This is a genomic window from Streptomyces sp. NPDC093065 (genome assembly GCF_044754585.1).
In the GTDB taxonomy this organism is placed as follows: domain Bacteria; phylum Actinomycetota; class Actinomycetes; order Streptomycetales; family Streptomycetaceae; genus Streptomyces.
Genome location: NZ_JBIVPJ010000003.1, coordinates 314,256 through 330,208 on the forward strand (window position 1 = coordinate 314,256; position 15,953 = coordinate 330,208).

Consider the following 15,953-nt stretch of genomic DNA (forward strand, 5'->3'; position numbering starts at 1 on the left):
CGTGAGCGACGAAGACAAGACCCCACGCAAAGCGTCGGCCGGGACCTGGATCCGCCTCGGGCTGGGAGCGTTGAGCGGTCTCCTGGCAGGGGGCGCCGCGCTGACCGTCGCCGAGCTCGCGGCGGCGGCCGTACGCCCGCAGGCCGGCCCGGTCGTCGCAGTCGGCGGAGCCGCGATCGACCGTACGCCGACCGCCGTGAAGGACTGGGCGATCCGCACCTTCGGCGCCGACGACAAGCTGGTGCTCCAGCTCGGCATCCTCGCCGTACTGACCCTGTTCGCCCTGGCCCTGGGCGCGTTCGCCGTCCACCGCCGGCGCACCGGCGCCGCGGGAGTCCTCGTCTTCGGAGCCGTCGGCGCCGCGGCGGCTCTCGGCAGGCCCGACTCCGTCGGCGTCACGGACGCCCTGCCCTCCGTCCTGGGGGCCGTCGCCGGGGCGGTGCTCCTGTACTTCCTCGTCGGTCTCCTGCCGCCACCGCCCCGCGGGGCACCGGAGGAGCGGGGCGAGGGCTGGGACCGGCGCCGCTTCGTGATCGCGGCGACCGCCGCGGCCGCCGCCTCGGCCGGGGCCGGCGTCCTGGGCCGGGCGCTCAGCGGCGCGGGCGGCCGGGAAGCGGTCGCCTCCCGCCAGAACGTCACCCTCCCGCCGCCCGGCTCACCGGCCCCGCCGGTGCCGCGGGGCGCACGGGTCAGGGTGGCCGGGATCAGCCCCTTCACCACCCCGAACAGCGACTTCTACCGGGTCGACACCGCCCTGGTGGTCCCCAAGGTGGACGCCACGGCCTGGCGGCTGCGGATCCACGGCGAGGGGGTGGCCCGGGAGAGGACGCTGACCTTCGACGACCTCCTGCGGCGGGAGCTGATCGAGCGGGACATCACCCTCACCTGTGTGTCGAACGAAGTCGGCGGCCCGTACGTCGGCAACGCCCGCTGGATCGGCGTCCGCCTCGCCGACCTGCTGGAGGAGTGCGGCGTGCGGCGGCCGTCGAAAGGCGGCCCGGCGGATCAGCTCGTGGCCCGCTCCGTGGACGGCATGACCATCGGCAGCCCCGTGGAGGACGTCATGGACGGCCGCGACGCGATGCTGGCCGTCGGCATGAACGGCGAGCCCCTGCCCTTCGACCACGGATTTCCCGTCCGCATGCTGGTGCCCGGCCTCTACGGCTATGTCTCGGCCTGCAAATGGATCGAGGAGATCGAGCTGACCACGTTCGACGCCTACGACTCGTACTGGGTCGAGCGCGACTGGGCCCGGCAGGCACCGATCAAGACCCAGTCCCGGATCGACACCCCGAAGCCGTTCGCCCGGCCGAAGGCGGGCACGGTGATGGTCGCCGGGGTCGCCTGGGCCCAGCACCGCGGCATCGACAAGGTCGAGATCCGCGTCGACGACGGTCCCTGGCAGGAGGCCACCCTGGCGGCCGAGGACTCGCGGGACACCTGGCGGCAGTGGTCGTACGCCTGGCGGGCCACCAAGGGCGGCCACAACCTCACCGTGCGGGCGACCGACCGGACCGGCGAGGTGCAGACCGAGAAGCGCACCCGCACCGTCCCCGACGGCGCGAGTGGATGGCACTCGGTGGTGGTCACGGTGGACTGACGGCACGGGCCCGGCCCGGACGGCCGGGCCCGCGGTCCCGTCAGCCGAACTGGCCGGGCTGGTAGCTGCCGGCGGGCTGCTGGTTGATCACGTTGATGCGGTTGTAGGCGTTGATGATGGCGATGAGCGAGAGGAGGGCGATCAGCTGGTCCTCGTCGTAGTACTTGGCCGCGTTCGCCCAGGCCTCGTCCGTGACACCGCCCGCCGCGTCCGCGATGCGGGTGCCCTGTTCGGACAGCTCCAGCGCGGCACGCTCGGCGTCGGTGAAGACCGTGGCCTCCCGCCACGCGGCGACCAGGTTGAGCCGCTGCTGGGTCTCACCGGCGGCGGTGGCGTCCTTGGTGTGCATGTCGGTGCAGAAGCCGCAGCCGTTGATCTGGCTGGCGCGGATCTTCACGAGCTCCTGGGTCGCCGTGGGCACCCCCGACTCGGAGGCGACCTTGGCCGCCGAGTTGATGTGCTTGAGCACCTTGCCCGCGAAGGGGTTGCCGAAGAAGTTGAGACGCGGTTCCATCAGGTTCTCCCGGTCGAGTGGTCGTTACGCCCTACTGACAGCGCAGCCCGGGGATGTGTGACAACGGCCTTCCCCGCCTGCCGGGTCGCGGGGTCGGCGGAGGACCTGCCACCGGGGGTCCGGGCCCGTTCCACCGCTCGCTCACCTTCACACCCGAGGACGGGCGCGGGAGGCCACCGGCCGGGCAGCGTCTGCCGGGCCGGCCGCACCGGCCGGCCCCCGGCAAGCGTTTTCTGTCCGACGCCTTGACGTGTACGCGGCGTAGTGAGTTTCATGGGGCCCGATGTGGGAGCGCTCCCACGCGCCTTTCCGTGCCGTCGCCCGTGTCCGCACTACCCCTCCTGGAGTCGCCGTGCGCACAGCAAGACGCGATACACCAGCACCGAAGACCCTCTCCGCCCGCCTGCTGACCGGCCTGGCCGCGCTGATCGGGCTGGTCGTCGTCGGCGCCCTCTTCCCGGGGGCGGCCGCGGCACAGTCGTCCGGCGCCCAGGCGGCCGGCCTGCACATCGACGGGGGCCGGCTGCTGGAGGCCAACGGCGACGACTTCGTCATGCGCGGGGTCAACCACGCCCACACCTGGTACCCCGGCGAGACGCAGTCGCTGGCGGACGTCAAGGCGCTGGGCGCCAACAGCGTCCGGGTCGTCCTCTCCGACGGGTACCGCTGGAGCGAGAACGGCCCCGAGGACGTCGCCGCCGTCATCGAGCAGTGCAAGGCCAACCGGCTGATCTGCGTCCTGGAGGTGCACGACACCACCGGATACGGCGAGGACGCCGCGGCCGGCACCCTCGACCACGCCGCCGACTACTGGATCGGCCTCAAGGACGTGCTGGCCGGCCAGGAGGACTACGTCGTCGTCAACATCGGCAACGAGCCCTGGGGCAACACCGACCCCGCCGGCTGGACCGAGCCGACCGTGGCGGCCGTCAAGAAGCTGCGCGACGCCGGACTCCGGCACACGATCATGGTGGACGCGCCCAACTGGGGCCAGGACTGGCAGGGCGTCATGCGCGCCAACGCGCAGACCGTCCACGACGCCGACCCGACCGGCAACCTGATCTTCTCCATCCACATGTACAGCGTCTTCGACACGGCCCAGGAGATCACCGACTACCTGAACGCCTTCGTCGACGCCGGACTGCCCCTGCTCATCGGTGAGTTCGGCGGACCGGCGGACCAGTACGGCGACCCCGACGAGGACACCATGATGGCCACCGCCGAGCAGCTCGGGCTCGGCTACCTGGCCTGGTCGTGGAGCGGCAACACCGACCCGGTCCTCGACCTGGCGACCGACTTCGACCCGAGCAGGCTGAGCGACTGGGGCGAACGCATCTTCCGCGGCGCCAACGGCATCGCCCAGACCTCGAAGGAGGCCACCGTCTACACCGACGGCGCCCCGGACGACACGCAGGCCCCGACGGCTCCCGGCACCCCCCGAGCCACCTCGGTCACGGACACCTCCGTCACGCTCGGCTGGCCCGCGGCCACCGACGACACCGCGGTCACCGGCTACGACGTGGTCCGGGTCGGCGACGGCACCGAGACCCGGGTCGCCGCATCGACGACCACCACGGCCACCGTGACCGGCCTCACCGCCGGCACCCCGTACACCTTCGCCGTCTACGCCCGTGACGCGGCGGGCAACCGGTCCGTCCGCTCCGCCACCGTGGAGGTCACCACCGACGAGGGCGGCGGCACCCCGGGCGGCGCCTGCTCCGTCGGATACCGCGTCGTGGGCGAGTGGCCGGGCGGCTTCCAGGGCGAGATCGCCGTCCGCAACACCGGGAGCGCCGCCATCGGTCCGTGGACGCTGGCCTTCACCTTCGCCGACGGCCAGACCGTCACCAACATGTGGGGAGGCACCGCCACCCAGAACGCCGGAGCGGTGAGCGTCGCCCCGGCCTCCTACACGGCCACCATCCCGGCCGGCGGCACGGTCACCCTCGGCTTCACCGGCCAGAAGGGCGGCACCAACGCCGCCCCGACCGAGTTCAGCCTGAACGGATCGGCCTGCGCCACCACGTGACCGCACGTCCCGGCCGGCCGGCGGTGGGCAGGCCCCGACGCGGCCGACCGGCGACGGGAGGGGACGAAAGTGAGAGACGTCACCACGACACCTCGCGGACATCGGCCCGGCTCTGCGGCTGTGTCGTCGCGGTGATCTCCGAACGGTGCCGGCTCGCCGCGAACGTCACCTTCAGCGTCTGCGGCGCGCTCTGCTCCGTACTCACCGTGAAACCCTGGTTCGGCACCGCCGAGACCAGGCACACCCCGCTGCCGCCGAACCGTACGGTCGCCTTGCCGCCCTCGGACGGCACCGTGTACACGCCGGCTCCGCCCTCCTCGCACCCCGGGTCGCCCCCGCCCGCGGGAGGCCGCGCAGGAGTGGTGCGGGGGCTCGGCGTCGGCGTGGGCGTGACGGTCGGCTCCGGCGGCGCCTCGCTGGTGCGCGACGGCGTCGGGCGGGGCTTCCGGCTGGTCGGCGACGGAGTCGGAGAGGGCTTCACGCTCTTGGAGACGGTCGGCCGGGGCGTGGCCGGGAGCTCCTTCGGCGCCGTCTGTGCGACCGGCGCCGTCGGCCGGGTCGAGCCCACCACGAAGTGGATCGTGATGATGACAGCCGTGACACTGGCCGCCGTGCAGGACAGCCAGATGATCAGGTAGCGCAGGAGGCGGGACACGACACCATAGTGACGGACCGGCTAACGTGCCTGCCCATGGCCTCCGTACTTGTCGTCGAGGACGACCCTGTGATCCGGGCCGCGCTGATCGAGGTCCTCACCGGACACGGCTACGCGGTGAAGACCGCACACCAGGGTTTCGAGGCGCTGCGCGACATCACCCAGAGCCCGCCGGACATCGTGGTGCTCGACCTCGGGCTGCCCGACCTCGACGGCCTCGACGTACTGCGGATGATCCGGGGCATATCCCGCGTCCCGGTGCTGGTCGCCACCGCCCGGGACGAGGAGTCCGAGATCATCCGGCTGCTCAACGCCGGTGCCGACGACTACATGGTCAAGCCGTTCTCCGGCGGCCAGCTCGCGGCGCGGCTCGCCGCGGTGCTGCGCCGCTCGGCGCCCGACGACCTCCGGGCCGTACGCCGGCCCGTCCTCCAGGTCGCCGACCTGCGCATTGACCCGACCGCGCGCACCGCCCACCTCGCCGGGCGGGCACTCGCCCTCACCCGGCGCGAGTTCGACCTGCTCGCCTACCTGGCCGCCAACGCCGACCAGGTCATCTCGCGACAGCGGATACTCGCCGAGGTGTGGCAGCAGCCGTACGTGGAGGACCAGACGGTGGACGTCCACCTCTCCGCGCTCCGCCGCAAGATGGGGGAGAAGGCGCGAAAGCCCCGCTACCTCCACACGGTGCGCGGCATCGGAATCAAGCTGGTCAGCGCGCCATGAGACGTGCGCTCGCCGGGATCGCCCTGGCGGTCACCTCGATGGTGGCCCTCTCGTTCCTCATCCCGCTCGCCCTCCTCGTCCGCGAACAGGCCCGCGACCGCGTCACCACCGCCGCCGAGCAGCGTGCCGCGGCCCTCTCGCCGGTGCTCGCCCTGACCACCCGGCGCGCCGACGTGCAGCAGGCCGTCGCGGAACTCGGCTCCTCGGACCAGCTGGTCGTGCGGCTGCCCGACGGCGGTTTCGTCGGGACCCCGCACGCCCCCGAGGAGGCGCTGGACCGGGCCGTACGGGGGCGCGAGACCCTCGCCGTCGACACCCCGGACGGCTGGGCGTACCTCCAGCCCGTCGTCCTGAGGGGCGACAGGGTCGCGGTCGTCGAGGCCCATGTGCCGGCCGCGGACCTCACCCGGGGCGTGACGGCCTCCTGGGGCGTGATGGCGCTGCTCGCCCTCGGCCTGGTGGGCGGCTCGGTACTGGTGGCGGACCGGCTCGGCGCCCGCGTGGTCCGCTCCTCCCGGGGCCTCAAGCGGGCCTCGCTGGCCCTCGGCTCCGGCGACCTCGGCGTACGGGTGCGACCGGACGGCCCGCCCGAACTCCAGGAGGCGGGGGCGGCGTTCAACACCATGGCCGACCGGGTCGTCGACCTGCTCGCCGTCGAACGCGAACTGGTCGCCGACCTCTCGCACCGGCTGCGCACCCCGCTGACCGCTCTCTACCTGGAGGCCGACCGGATGGGCGCGACGCCGAGCGCGCGGCGGGTCACGGACGCGGCGGGGCAGCTGGAGCGCGAGCTGGACTCGATCATCGCGGCGGCGCGCACCCCGCTGGCGTCGGCGCAGCTCGCCGGGGCCGGGGCGGGTGCGGCGAAACCGTGCGACGTCGCCGAGGTGGTCGCCATGCGCCTGGACTTCTGGTCGGTCCTCGCCACCCAGCAGGAGCGGCCGTTCGAGCGCTCCCTCACCCCGCGGCCGACGCCCGTGGCCTTTCCCGAGGACGACCTCGCCGCCGTCGTCGACGCCCTGATCGGCAACGTCTTCCGGCACACCCCGCAGGGCACCCGCTTCCTCGTGCGCGTGGAACGGCACGACCGCCACGTGCACCTCACGGTCGACGACGCCGGACCGGGCGTGGCGGATCCCGGGGCGGCACTCACCCGGGGCGTCAGCGTCGGCGGTTCCACCGGGCTCGGCCTGGACATCGTGGCCCGGGCGGCCCGTACGGCGGACGGCGAACTCACGATCACCCGCGCGCCGCTCGGGGGCGCGCGGGTGCGGGTGTCGTTCGCGCTGGCGGACGCGGCCGCGGGCGGCAGCGGGGCAGGCTGAGGGTGCCGGTGGGGAGGCGGCGGGGCGGGGGCCTCGGCGGGCTGTGGTGAGCGGCGTCAGCGGCCGGTGCCGAAGTCCTGGGTCCACCAGGGGCCGCCGTCGCCGAAGTGGACGCCGACGCCGAGCTCCTTGAAGGAGCAGTTGAGTATGTTCGCGCGGTGGCCGGAGCTGTTCATCCAGGAGTCCATCACCGAGGCGGCGTCCGCCTGGCCCCGGGCTATGTTCTCGCCCAGCGTCGACCACTGGTAGCCGGCGGCCTCGACCCTGCTCGTCATGGTGGAGCCGTCGGGGCCCGTGTGCGACATCACACCGCTGCTCGCCATGACGTCGCTGTAGTCGTCGGCAGCCCGGGTCAGCCGGTCGTTCGCCGTGACCGGCGAGCAGCCCGCCGCGGCCCGCTCCTCGTTCACCAGCGCGAGGACCTGGGCCTCGGCTCCACCGGTCGCGCCGGAGCCGGAACCCGAGCCGGACCCGGAGCCAGAGGCGCCGCCCGTCCCCGAGCCGCTGCCACCTCCGGACGACGCGTTGCCGCCGGATCCGGCGCCGCCGCTCTCCGTGGTGGCCTTGAGAGGAGTCCTGGAAACGGGTGCGGGAGCCTCGGCGGCGCCGGTCGTCGGGCTCGCCGTCTTCTTCGGCTTCTTCTTCGGCTCGGCGCTCTCGCTCGGGGGAGCGCTCGCCGTTGCGCTCGGGCTCGCCGACGCGGACGCGGACGCGAGCGGTGCGGCGCCGCCCGCCGGGTCCTCGGCGTTGGACGCCTGGTCGGCGGCGCTCGTGGTGACCCGGTCCGAGGCCCCGCCGTCGTCGCCGTCGGTGACGGCCAGCGTGATCCCGACGCCCGCCGTGAGGGTGACGGCGCCGAGCGCCAGCGCGGTACCGCGGGTCCTGAGCCCGCCCCGAGGACGGGCGTGGGAACGGGACGGGCGAGCGGCTCGGCGGGAACCCATACGAAGGACACCTCGGCTTGTCGGTCGGCTGACGGAGCCCCCGTACCCGGTGGACGCGACCGCGCCCACCGGGACTGTGGGGGGTGTTCGAGAGCCTAGGACCCGACCGGCGTGGAAATGGCCGTTCGAAGGTCATCTTCAGAAAGCCTTAAAAGAGCCGCCAAAGTCCGCTGAGGAACTGACGGCGTCGGAAGTGGCCCGGCTCACATGGCGTACCGGGGGCGGCGCCGACACCATGGTCTGGTCACCCGGCAGGCTGAAGGGATCAAGAATGTTCCGCAAGGTGCTGGTCGCCAACCGCGGTGAGATCGCGATCCGTGCGTTTCGGGCGGGCTACGAGCTCGGCGCGCGCACCGTCGCCGTCTTCCCGCACGAGGACCGCAACTCGCTGCACCGGCTCAAGGCCGACGAGGCCTACGAGATCGGGGAGCAGGGGCATCCGGTGCGCGCGTACCTCTCCGTGGAGGAGATCGTCCGCGCCGCCCGCCGGGCGGGGGCCGACGCCGTCTACCCGGGCTACGGGTTCCTGTCCGAGAACCCCGAACTCGCCCGCGCCTGCGAGGAGGCCGGGATCACCTTCGTCGGACCCGGCGCGCAGATCCTCGAACTGACCGGCAACAAAGCCCGCGCCGTGGCCGCCGCCCGCGAGGCCGGCGTACCGGTGCTCGGCTCCAGCGCACCCTCGAACGACGTGGACGAACTCGTGGGCGCCGCCGACCGGGTCGGCTTCCCCGTGTTCGTCAAGGCGGTCGCGGGCGGCGGCGGGCGCGGCATGCGCCGCGTCGAGGAACCCGCCCAGCTGCGCGAGGCCATCGAGGCCGCCTCCCGCGAGGCCGCCTCCGCCTTCGGCGACCCCACCGTCTTCCTGGAGAAGGCGGTCGTCGAACCCCGCCACATCGAGGTGCAGATCCTCGCCGACGGCGAGGGGAACGTCATCCACCTCTTCGAGCGGGACTGCTCGGTGCAGCGCCGCCACCAGAAGGTCATCGAGCTGGCGCCCGCGCCGAACCTCGCCCCGGAACTGCGGGAGCGGATCTGCGCCGACGCCGTGAACTTCGCCCGGCAGATCGGCTACCGCAACGCCGGCACCGTCGAGTTCCTCGTCGACCGGGACGGCAACCACGTCTTCATCGAGATGAACCCGCGCATCCAGGTCGAGCACACGGTCACCGAGGAGGTCACCGACGTCGACCTGGTCCAGGCCCAGCTGCGCATCGCCGCCGGCGAGACGCTGGCCGACCTCGGCCTCGCCCAGGAGAACATCACCCTGCGCGGTGCCGCCCTCCAGTGCCGGATCACCACCGAGGACCCGGCCAACGGCTTCCGCCCGGACACCGGGCAGATCAGCGCCTACCGCTCGCCCGGCGGCTCCGGCATCCGCCTCGACGGCGGCACCACCCACGCCGGTACGGAGATCAGCGCCCACTTCGACTCGATGCTGGTCAAGCTCTCCTGCCGGGGACGGGACTTCACCACCGCCGTGAACCGGGCCCGGCGCGCGGTCGCCGAGTTCCGCATCCGCGGCGTCGCCACCAACATCCCCTTCCTCCAGGCGGTCCTGGACGACCCCGACTTCCAGGCCGGCCGGGTCACCACCTCGTTCATCGAGCAGCGCCCGCACCTGCTCACCGCCCGGCACTCCGCCGACCGCGGCACCAAGCTGCTGACCTACCTCGCCGACGTCACCGTGAACAAGCCGCACGGCGAGCGCCCCGAGCTGATCGACCCGCTGACCAAGCTGCCCGCCGTGCCCGCCGGTGAACCTCCGGCCGGTTCCCGCCAGTTGCTGGCCGAGCTGGGCCCCGAGGGCTTCGCCCGCCGGCTGCGGGAGTCGTCCACCATCGGCGTCACCGACACCACCTTCCGCGACGCCCACCAGTCGCTGCTCGCCACCCGGGTGCGCACCAAGGACATGCTCGCCGTGGCACCGGTCGTCGCCCACACCCTGCCCCAGCTGCTGTCCCTGGAGTGCTGGGGCGGCGCCACCTACGACGTGGCCCTGCGCTTCCTCGCCGAGGACCCGTGGGAGCGGCTGGCGGCGCTGCGCGAGGCGGTGCCCAACATCTGTCTCCAGATGCTGCTGCGCGGCCGCAACACCGTGGGCTACACCCCCTACCCGACCGAGGTGACCGACGCCTTCGTGCAGGAGGCCGCCGCCACCGGCATCGACGTCTTCCGCATCTTCGACGCCCTCAACGACGTCGAGCAGATGCGGCCCGCCATCGAGGCCGTACGCCAGACCGGCACCGCCGTCGCCGAGGTCGCGCTGTGCTACACGGCCGACCTGTCCGACCCCTCCGAGCGGCTCTACACCCTCGACTACTATCTGCGGCTCGCCGAGCAGATCGTGAACGCCGGCGCCCATGTGCTGGCGGTCAAGGACATGGCCGGTCTGCTGCGCGCCCCGGCCGCCGCGACCCTGGTCTCCGCGCTGCGCCGGGAGTTCGACCTGCCGGTGCACCTGCACACCCACGACACCACCGGCGGTCAGCTCGCCACCTACCTGGCCGCGGTCCAGGCCGGTGCGGACGCCGTCGACGGGGCCGTGGCGTCCATGGCGGGCACCACCTCGCAGCCCTCGTTGTCGGCGATCGTGGCCGCCACCGACCACACCGAGCGCCCCACCGGCCTCGACCTCCAGGCCGTCGGCGACCTGGAGCCGTACTGGGAGGGCGTCCGCAAGGTCTACGCCCCCTTCGAGGCGGGCCTCGCCTCCCCGACCGGCCGCGTCTACCACCACGAGATCCCCGGCGGCCAGCTCTCCAACCTGCGCACCCAGGCCATCGCGCTCGGCCTCGGCGACCGCTTCGAGGACATCGAGGCCATGTACGCCGCCGCCGACCGGATGCTGGGCCGCCTGGTGAAGGTGACCCCGTCCTCGAAGGTGGTCGGCGACCTCGCCCTGCACCTGGTCGGTGCCGGTGTCTCCCCGGCCGACTTCGAGCAGGACCCCGACCGGTTCGACATCCCCGACTCGGTCGTCGGCTTCCTGCGCGGCGAGCTGGGCACCCCGCCCGGCGGCTGGCCCGAGCCGTTCCGGACCAAGGCGCTGCGGGGCCGTGCCGGAGCCGGGCCGCTCGCCGAGCTGTCCGGGGACGACCGCGGCGGGCTGGAGAAGGACCGCCGGGCGACGCTCAACCGGCTGCTGTTCCCCGGCCCGGCCCGGGAGTTCGACGCCCACCGCGCGTCGTTCGGCGACACCAGCGTCCTCGACAGCAAGGACTTCTTCTACGGACTGCGCCCGGGCAAGGAGTACACGGTCGACCTCGACCCCGGTGTCCGGCTGCTCATCGAACTGCAGGCGGTCGGCGACGCCGACGAGCGCGGCATGCGCACCGTGATGTCCTCCCTGAACGGACAGCTCCGCCCGATCCAGGTCCGCGACCGGTCGGCCGCCACCGACGTCCCGGTGACGGAGAAGGCCGACCGGGCCAACCCCGGCCATGTGGCGGCGCCGTTCGCCGGTGTGGTGACCCTCGCCGTCGCCGAGGGAGACGAGGTGGAGGCCGGAGCCACCGTGGCCACCATCGAGGCGATGAAGATGGAGGCGTCCATCACCGCGCCGAAGTCCGGCAAGGTGACCAGGCTCGCCATCAACCGCATCCAGCAGGTCGAGGGCGGCGACCTCCTCGTCCAACTCGCCTGAGGGACGAGGACTTCCGGCCCGGACGGGTGACGCGCCCCGCACCACTGCGGGGCGCGTCGTCCCTCACGGGAACTGGACGACCTTGGACGGCACGGTGTCCGTCCCCGACGTGGCCGCGCCGGTGTCGTTGACGACATGGCGGTACTGGCCCATGCCGCCCAGCGAGATCACCTGGAGGTTGCGCATCCTGACGCCCGGCTTGACCGGCACCTGGAACCCGTGGTGCTGGACGATGCCCGGGTCGGACGTGAAGTTGCAGTAACTGCCGAGCGCCACCGCGTCGTGCACGTTCACCGAGTCGGCGACCTTGTAGGCCGCGTAGCCGACGATGCCGTCGTGGGTGATGGCGGCCTCGTTCGGGGCGTCGTAGGCCTTCTCGTTCTGGAAGAAGACGGTCCGGCCGCGCTCGCCGCTCCAGTAGACGTCGTACTTGTTGAAGTGCTCGACGAACAGCCCCGTCGCGAGGACGTCGTCGCCGTTGACGCGCAGGCCGTAGTCGGCGCGGTTGGTCTCCCAGCCGACGCCCTCGCCGTGGTCGGCCCGCCAGATCCAGGTGTGGTCGACGACCACGTCGTCGCTCTCGATCACGACCGAGTCGGTGGCCTTGCCCGGTCCCGCGCCGCCGACGCGGATGAACACGTCCTGCATGGTGGTGGGGTTGGCGGAGTGGTCGGCGTTGCCGCCCGGCGTCCCGATCCGCAGCAGCGTGTCGGAGTTCACCGGGCCCGCGTCGATGAGGAAGCCCGCGAGGCGCACGCCGTCGACGTCCGCCACGTGCATGGCGTCGACCCCGCCGTCGGGAATGATGGTGGCCAGCCCGAGCCCCAGCACGACCGTGTTCGCCCGGTCGACCTCGATGGTCTGGTCGATGTGGTAAACGCCCGGCGTGAACAGCAGGTGGAGGCCCTGGTCGAGCGCGGCGTTGATGGTCGCCGCCGTCGCGCCCGGCTTGACCACGTAGAACTGGCTCAGCGGCAGGGAGGTGCCGCCTGCGTTGGCGGGCCAGGAGACGCCGCGCGCGTTGGTGCGCTTGGCGGGCACGCGCACCTTGTACTCGTTGCCGTCCAGGTAGAGGAAGGGCTTCTCGCGGGAGACCGGCGTGGTGTCGAGCGTGGTGTACGGGCCGGTCTCGAAGTTGCTCGCCGGCGCGCCCTCGACGCCCGTGAACGTCATGTTCCAGACACCGTTGGTCCAGCCGCCGACCGAGCTGTCGCGGGTGTACCACTGCTGCTGGGAGTAGGGGCCGACGGTGCCGTCGATCTTCGAGTCGGCGATGTAGCCGCCGGAGGCCCAGCCGTAGCCGTTGGGGGCGAGATTGAGGCCGCCCTTGACGTGGATCCGGCGGAACGGGGCCGCCTGGGCGACGGCCCAGCGGTCGGTGCCGTTGGACGGCGTGATGGCGAGGTTCTCGGCCGAACGCCAGAAGTTCTGCGTCGCGTTGCCGTTGAACCAGCCCGCGTCCACGGTGATGTCACCGTTGATCTGCGTGTCGTCCGGGTTGAGGCCCAGACCGGAGACGGAGGTGTAGAAGCCGATCTGCGCGTTGATCCCGTTGTACGTGCCCGGCTTCATCAGGAACTGGTAGCGCCCGCTGCCGAACTGGTTGGACTCCTGCTGGGCGAAGACCTGGTCGAACTTCTGCTGGAGGTTCGGCGTGGAGGGGTCCACGACGATGACGTTCGGCCCGAGGTCGCCGCCGCCCTCGACCGGGGGAGTGCCGGTGGTGCCGGTGTGCACGGCGACCTCCCACAGCGAGTAGCCGTAGCCGGTGGCGCGCGCCGTACCGTGGACGCGGACGTAGCGGCCCGAACCGCTGACGTCGTAGGAGGACTTGCCCCCGGTGGCGCCCGTGACGCTCTTCAGCGTCTGCCAGTTCTGCCCGTCCGTGGAGGCCTCGATCCGGAAGTCCTTGGCGTAGGCCGCCTCCCAGTTCAGGTCCACCTTGCACAGGTCGCGCACGGAGCCGAGGTCGACCCGCACCCACTGCGGGTCGGCGGCCTGGCTGGACCAGCGGGTGCCGGTGTCGCCGTCGAAGGCCGCGGCGGCCGGTGTACCGGCGTTCTCGACGGACGAGGCGGAGGCGGGCCTGCCCTGCGCGGCGTTGGCGGTGTCGCACGAGCCGCCCGGCGCGGTGCCGCCGGTGGTGCCGAAGACCTGGAACTCCCACAGGGAGTAGCCCCAGGGGGTGGCCCGGTGCACGCCCTGCATGCGGACGTAGCGGGCCTGGCCCGAGACGTCGAGCGTGTCGGTGCCGCCGTCGCCGTCCGTGACCGTCTTCGCGTCGCTCCAGGTGCTCCCGTCCTGGGAGAGCTGGATCTTGTAGTCCTTGCCGTAGGCAGCCTCCCAGTCGAGCACGACCCGGGTGACGGAGGCGGTGGCGCCGAGGTCGACCTGGAGCCACTGGTCGTCGCTCGCGGCGGACGACCACCGGGTGCCGGTGTCGCCGTCGACGGCGTACCGGGACGGTGTTCCGGCGTTCTCGGCCGACGACGACGTGGCCGTCCGGCCCTGGGAGAGCGGGGTGTCGGCCGCGGTGGCCGCCATCGGGGCGGGGAGGGTGACGAGCGCCGCCGTGGCGACGAGCGCGACACCCAAGGATCTGAGTCTCATGCGAGAGCCTTCCGGGGATGCGGACAGGACCGGCCAACCGCTCGACGCGGAGGCTTAGTTCAAGGTGTGATTTAAGTGGTGAGTCATCGATCCGGCAAGACTCCGGACAGGAGTTGTCAGTGCCGTGCTGAAGAATGCGGCCCATCGAGATCAACTCCGGCCGGACCGGGTAGGTGTTCTCGAGTCACTGACCTGGAAAGGCCACAGCCGATGCCGCTCACCGCCGCCCGACCGCAGACCGCCGACCTCCGTGGGGCCCGGCGCCCCGACCGGCTCGGTGCCGCCGAGGCCGAGGTCCTGCGCATCGTCAGCGACGCGCGCACCCCCGTCTTCGTCACCGTGAGGGCGGACGGGCGGCGCAGATACAGCTACTGGCGTCCCCTGGACTCCGCCACCGGCCGGGGCGGCTGCTACGTCGCGCTGCCGACCGCCGAGTGCGACGCACTGCACGCCGCGGGCCGGATAGCACTCGGCGAGCCGCTCGCCGACCCGAACCGGATCATCCACCGGGTCAGCGCCGCCCGCACCCCGGCGGTGCCGCTGCGCGCGCTGCCCGAGCGCGTACGCGCGGCGTGAGGGCGGACCACCGCGTCGAGTTCCTCCGGCCCGGTCGCGGTGACCGAGGCGACGGGGCCGGCGCCGGTGAGGTCGGGCAGCCCGGCGACGCCGCCCGGGGGGCGGCTCGTACTTCCGCTCTGTCTCGCGCTTCGACTGGGTCGTGCTGAGTCCATCGACACGAAACGCCGGATCAAACCCCGTCCGGCACGACCCAGGGGCGCGGATCGGTGTAGTACCCGTCGAGGACGACCTCGAAATGCAGGTGGGGGCCGGTGGACAGGCCGGTGGAGCCGACCCGTCCGATCGGCGCCCCGGCCTCCACGGTCTGTCCGACCGCCGTCCCCAGCGAGGAGAGGTGACTGTAGGTCGTCTCCACCCGCTTGCCCTGGATGGTCCCGTGGTCGATCACGACGCGGTTGCCGTACGCACTGGTGAGCGCGGCGAACACGACGCGGCCCCGCCGTGCCGCCACGACCTGCGCGCCCTGCGGCGCGGCGAAGTCCACGCCGGTGTGCAGCTTGGTCACCCCGGTCAGCGGGTGCTCCCGGGACCCGAAGGGCGAGGTGACGGTGAGCGGGCTCACCGGAGCCGTCAGCAGGGCGCCGGCCGCTCCGCCCGCGCTGCCGGACTCCTCCCGGTCGAGTGCCTCGTAGCGGGGGAGCAGGGCCGTGACCTCGCCGAGGTACGTCTTGGCCGCCGACGGCACGCGTCCCGCCTCGGTCACGGCGTCCGGCCCCACGGCGTAAGCGGCGAGGGTCAGCTCCACCAGGTCGCCGTTGATCCGTCCCTCGGTGCGCAGTTCGGTCACCTTCGAGGCCAGCGAGCAGTCCCGCCGGCCCAGCGCCATGATGGCGTCCGCCGGATCGCGGGGCGAGGACCGGCCGTTGCCGTCGTCGTCCTTGCCCCAGGTCCGCCACTCGTCGTCGGTGAAGGCGGCGATGCCCTTCTGGCCGGACAGTTCGTCCGAGTCGTCGCTCCAGCCCGAGAGCTGGTCGATCTGCGCGGCGAGCACGGACGGTTCGAGGACGGTGCAGGCCGAGGCCGCCTTGCGCAGCCAGGGGATGTACGAGGGGTCGATGTCCACCGCGGCGGACGGATCGGCGGCGGAGTCGTCGTCGGGCCACGGACTGGGCAGTCCGCCCAGCGCGAGGAACGCGGCCACGCCGGTGACGGTCAAGAGAGCCGGCAGCAGCAACAGGGTGACCGGGCCCGGCCCGCGGCGCTTGCGTTCGCGGCGCCGCTCCAAGGGCTCCGGCTGTGTCAGCTGGTCCGGCTGGTCCGGTTCGGGCCGGGGGCCGTTCGTGTCGTCGACCGTCCGCGCCACGGTCGGCCGCTCGTCGTTCATC

At 72.7% G+C, this 15,953-nt stretch carries 12 protein-coding genes; 7 read left to right on the top strand and 5 right to left on the bottom strand.

What is annotated here, in order from left to right; translation table 11 throughout:
• Window position 1 precedes the first annotated feature (1 nt).
• Complete coding sequence (locus ACIQFU_RS07390) at window positions 2-1,600, top strand: sulfite oxidase (RefSeq protein ID WP_402549687.1); 1,599 nt, start codon at window positions 2-4, stop codon at window positions 1,598-1,600.
• A gap of 40 nt (window positions 1,601-1,640) precedes the next feature.
• On the opposite strand, the gene ACIQFU_RS07395 is transcribed toward ACIQFU_RS07390, so the two are convergent.
• On the bottom strand, window positions 1,641-2,114 hold the full coding sequence (locus ACIQFU_RS07395; protein WP_402549688.1) for a carboxymuconolactone decarboxylase family protein: 474 nt from the start codon (window positions 2,112-2,114) through the stop codon (window positions 1,641-1,643).
• A 352-nt stretch (window positions 2,115-2,466) separates the two neighbouring features.
• Between ACIQFU_RS07395 and ACIQFU_RS07400 the strand changes: the two genes are divergently transcribed.
• Entirely contained in the window at window positions 2,467-4,143 is a 1,677-nt protein-coding gene (locus ACIQFU_RS07400) for a cellulase family glycosylhydrolase (RefSeq protein ID WP_402549690.1), read from the top strand.
• 79 nt (window positions 4,144-4,222) lie between these two features.
• On the opposite strand, the gene ACIQFU_RS07405 is transcribed toward ACIQFU_RS07400, so the two are convergent.
• Window positions 4,223-4,444 carry a hypothetical protein gene (locus ACIQFU_RS07405; protein WP_402549692.1) on the bottom strand — a complete coding sequence of 74 codons (222 nt, stop codon included), beginning with the start codon at window positions 4,442-4,444 and terminating at the stop codon, window positions 4,223-4,225.
• A gap of 61 nt (window positions 4,445-4,505) precedes the next feature.
• Between ACIQFU_RS07405 and ACIQFU_RS07410 the strand changes: the two genes are divergently transcribed.
• The 3 genes from ACIQFU_RS07410 to ACIQFU_RS07420 are packed head-to-tail and all read left to right on the top strand — an operon-like array spanning window position 4,506 to window position 6,849.
• Entirely contained in the window at window positions 4,506-4,781 is a 276-nt protein-coding gene (locus tag ACIQFU_RS07410) for a hypothetical protein (protein WP_402549693.1), read from the top strand.
• Window positions 4,782-4,834: 53 nt separating this feature from the next.
• On the top strand, window positions 4,835-5,524 hold the full coding sequence (locus ACIQFU_RS07415; RefSeq protein WP_402549695.1) for a response regulator transcription factor: 690 nt from the start codon (window positions 4,835-4,837) through the stop codon (window positions 5,522-5,524).
• Window positions 5,521-6,849 carry an ATP-binding protein gene (locus tag ACIQFU_RS07420; RefSeq protein WP_402549696.1) on the top strand — a complete coding sequence of 443 codons (1,329 nt, stop codon included), beginning with the start codon at window positions 5,521-5,523 and terminating at the stop codon, window positions 6,847-6,849. The genes ACIQFU_RS07415 and ACIQFU_RS07420 overlap by 4 nt, the downstream gene beginning before the upstream one ends.
• A gap of 56 nt (window positions 6,850-6,905) precedes the next feature.
• Here ACIQFU_RS07420 and ACIQFU_RS07425 read toward each other — a convergent pair whose 3' ends face one another.
• Window positions 6,906-7,793 (bottom strand): CAP domain-containing protein, encoded by an 888-nt coding sequence (locus ACIQFU_RS07425; protein ID WP_402549697.1) that lies wholly within the window; start codon window positions 7,791-7,793, stop codon window positions 6,906-6,908.
• Between the two features lie 271 nt (window positions 7,794-8,064).
• Here ACIQFU_RS07425 and ACIQFU_RS07430 point away from each other — a divergent pair, with 271 nt between their 5' ends.
• Window positions 8,065-11,439, top strand: coding sequence for a pyruvate carboxylase (locus tag ACIQFU_RS07430; protein WP_402549699.1), 3,375 nt, complete (start codon window positions 8,065-8,067; stop codon window positions 11,437-11,439).
• A 63-nt stretch (window positions 11,440-11,502) separates the two neighbouring features.
• Here ACIQFU_RS07430 and ACIQFU_RS07435 read toward each other — a convergent pair whose 3' ends face one another.
• Window positions 11,503-14,049: a discoidin domain-containing protein gene (locus ACIQFU_RS07435; protein WP_402549700.1), complete on the bottom strand. Its 2,547-nt coding sequence runs from the start codon at window positions 14,047-14,049 to the stop codon at window positions 11,503-11,505.
• A gap of 210 nt (window positions 14,050-14,259) precedes the next feature.
• Here ACIQFU_RS07435 and ACIQFU_RS07440 point away from each other — a divergent pair, with 210 nt between their 5' ends.
• On the top strand, window positions 14,260-14,625 hold the full coding sequence (locus tag ACIQFU_RS07440; protein WP_402549702.1) for a hypothetical protein: 366 nt from the start codon (window positions 14,260-14,262) through the stop codon (window positions 14,623-14,625).
• Window positions 14,626-14,797: 172 nt separating this feature from the next.
• Here the strand turns inward: ACIQFU_RS07440 and ACIQFU_RS07445 are convergent, their stop codons facing one another.
• A complete protein-coding gene (locus ACIQFU_RS07445) occupies window positions 14,798-15,952 on the bottom strand; it encodes a M23 family metallopeptidase (protein WP_402549703.1) in 1,155 nt (384 codons plus the stop codon).
• Window position 15,953: the final 1 nt, after the last annotated feature.

What these genes read in the sequence shown, in the direction of transcription:
- ACIQFU_RS07435 (WP_402549700.1), bottom strand. Translation starts at nt 14,049, where the DNA reads ATGAGACTCAGATCCTTGGGTGTCGCGCTCGTCGCCACGGCGGCGCTC.
- ACIQFU_RS07415 (WP_402549695.1), top strand. Translation starts at nt 4,835, where the DNA reads ATGGCCTCCGTACTTGTCGTCGAGGACGACCCTGTGATCCGGGCCGCG.
- ACIQFU_RS07395 (WP_402549688.1), bottom strand. Translation starts at nt 2,114, where the DNA reads ATGGAACCGCGTCTCAACTTCTTCGGCAACCCCTTCGCGGGCAAGGTG.
- ACIQFU_RS07430 (WP_402549699.1), top strand. Translation starts at nt 8,065, where the DNA reads ATGTTCCGCAAGGTGCTGGTCGCCAACCGCGGTGAGATCGCGATCCGT.
- ACIQFU_RS07425 (WP_402549697.1), bottom strand. Translation starts at nt 7,793, where the DNA reads ATGGGTTCCCGCCGAGCCGCTCGCCCGTCCCGTTCCCACGCCCGTCCT.
- ACIQFU_RS07420 (WP_402549696.1), top strand. Translation starts at nt 5,521, where the DNA reads ATGAGACGTGCGCTCGCCGGGATCGCCCTGGCGGTCACCTCGATGGTG.
- ACIQFU_RS07440 (WP_402549702.1), top strand. Translation starts at nt 14,260, where the DNA reads ATGCCGCTCACCGCCGCCCGACCGCAGACCGCCGACCTCCGTGGGGCC.
- ACIQFU_RS07445 (WP_402549703.1), bottom strand. Translation starts at nt 15,952, where the DNA reads ATGAACGACGAGCGGCCGACCGTGGCGCGGACGGTCGACGACACGAAC.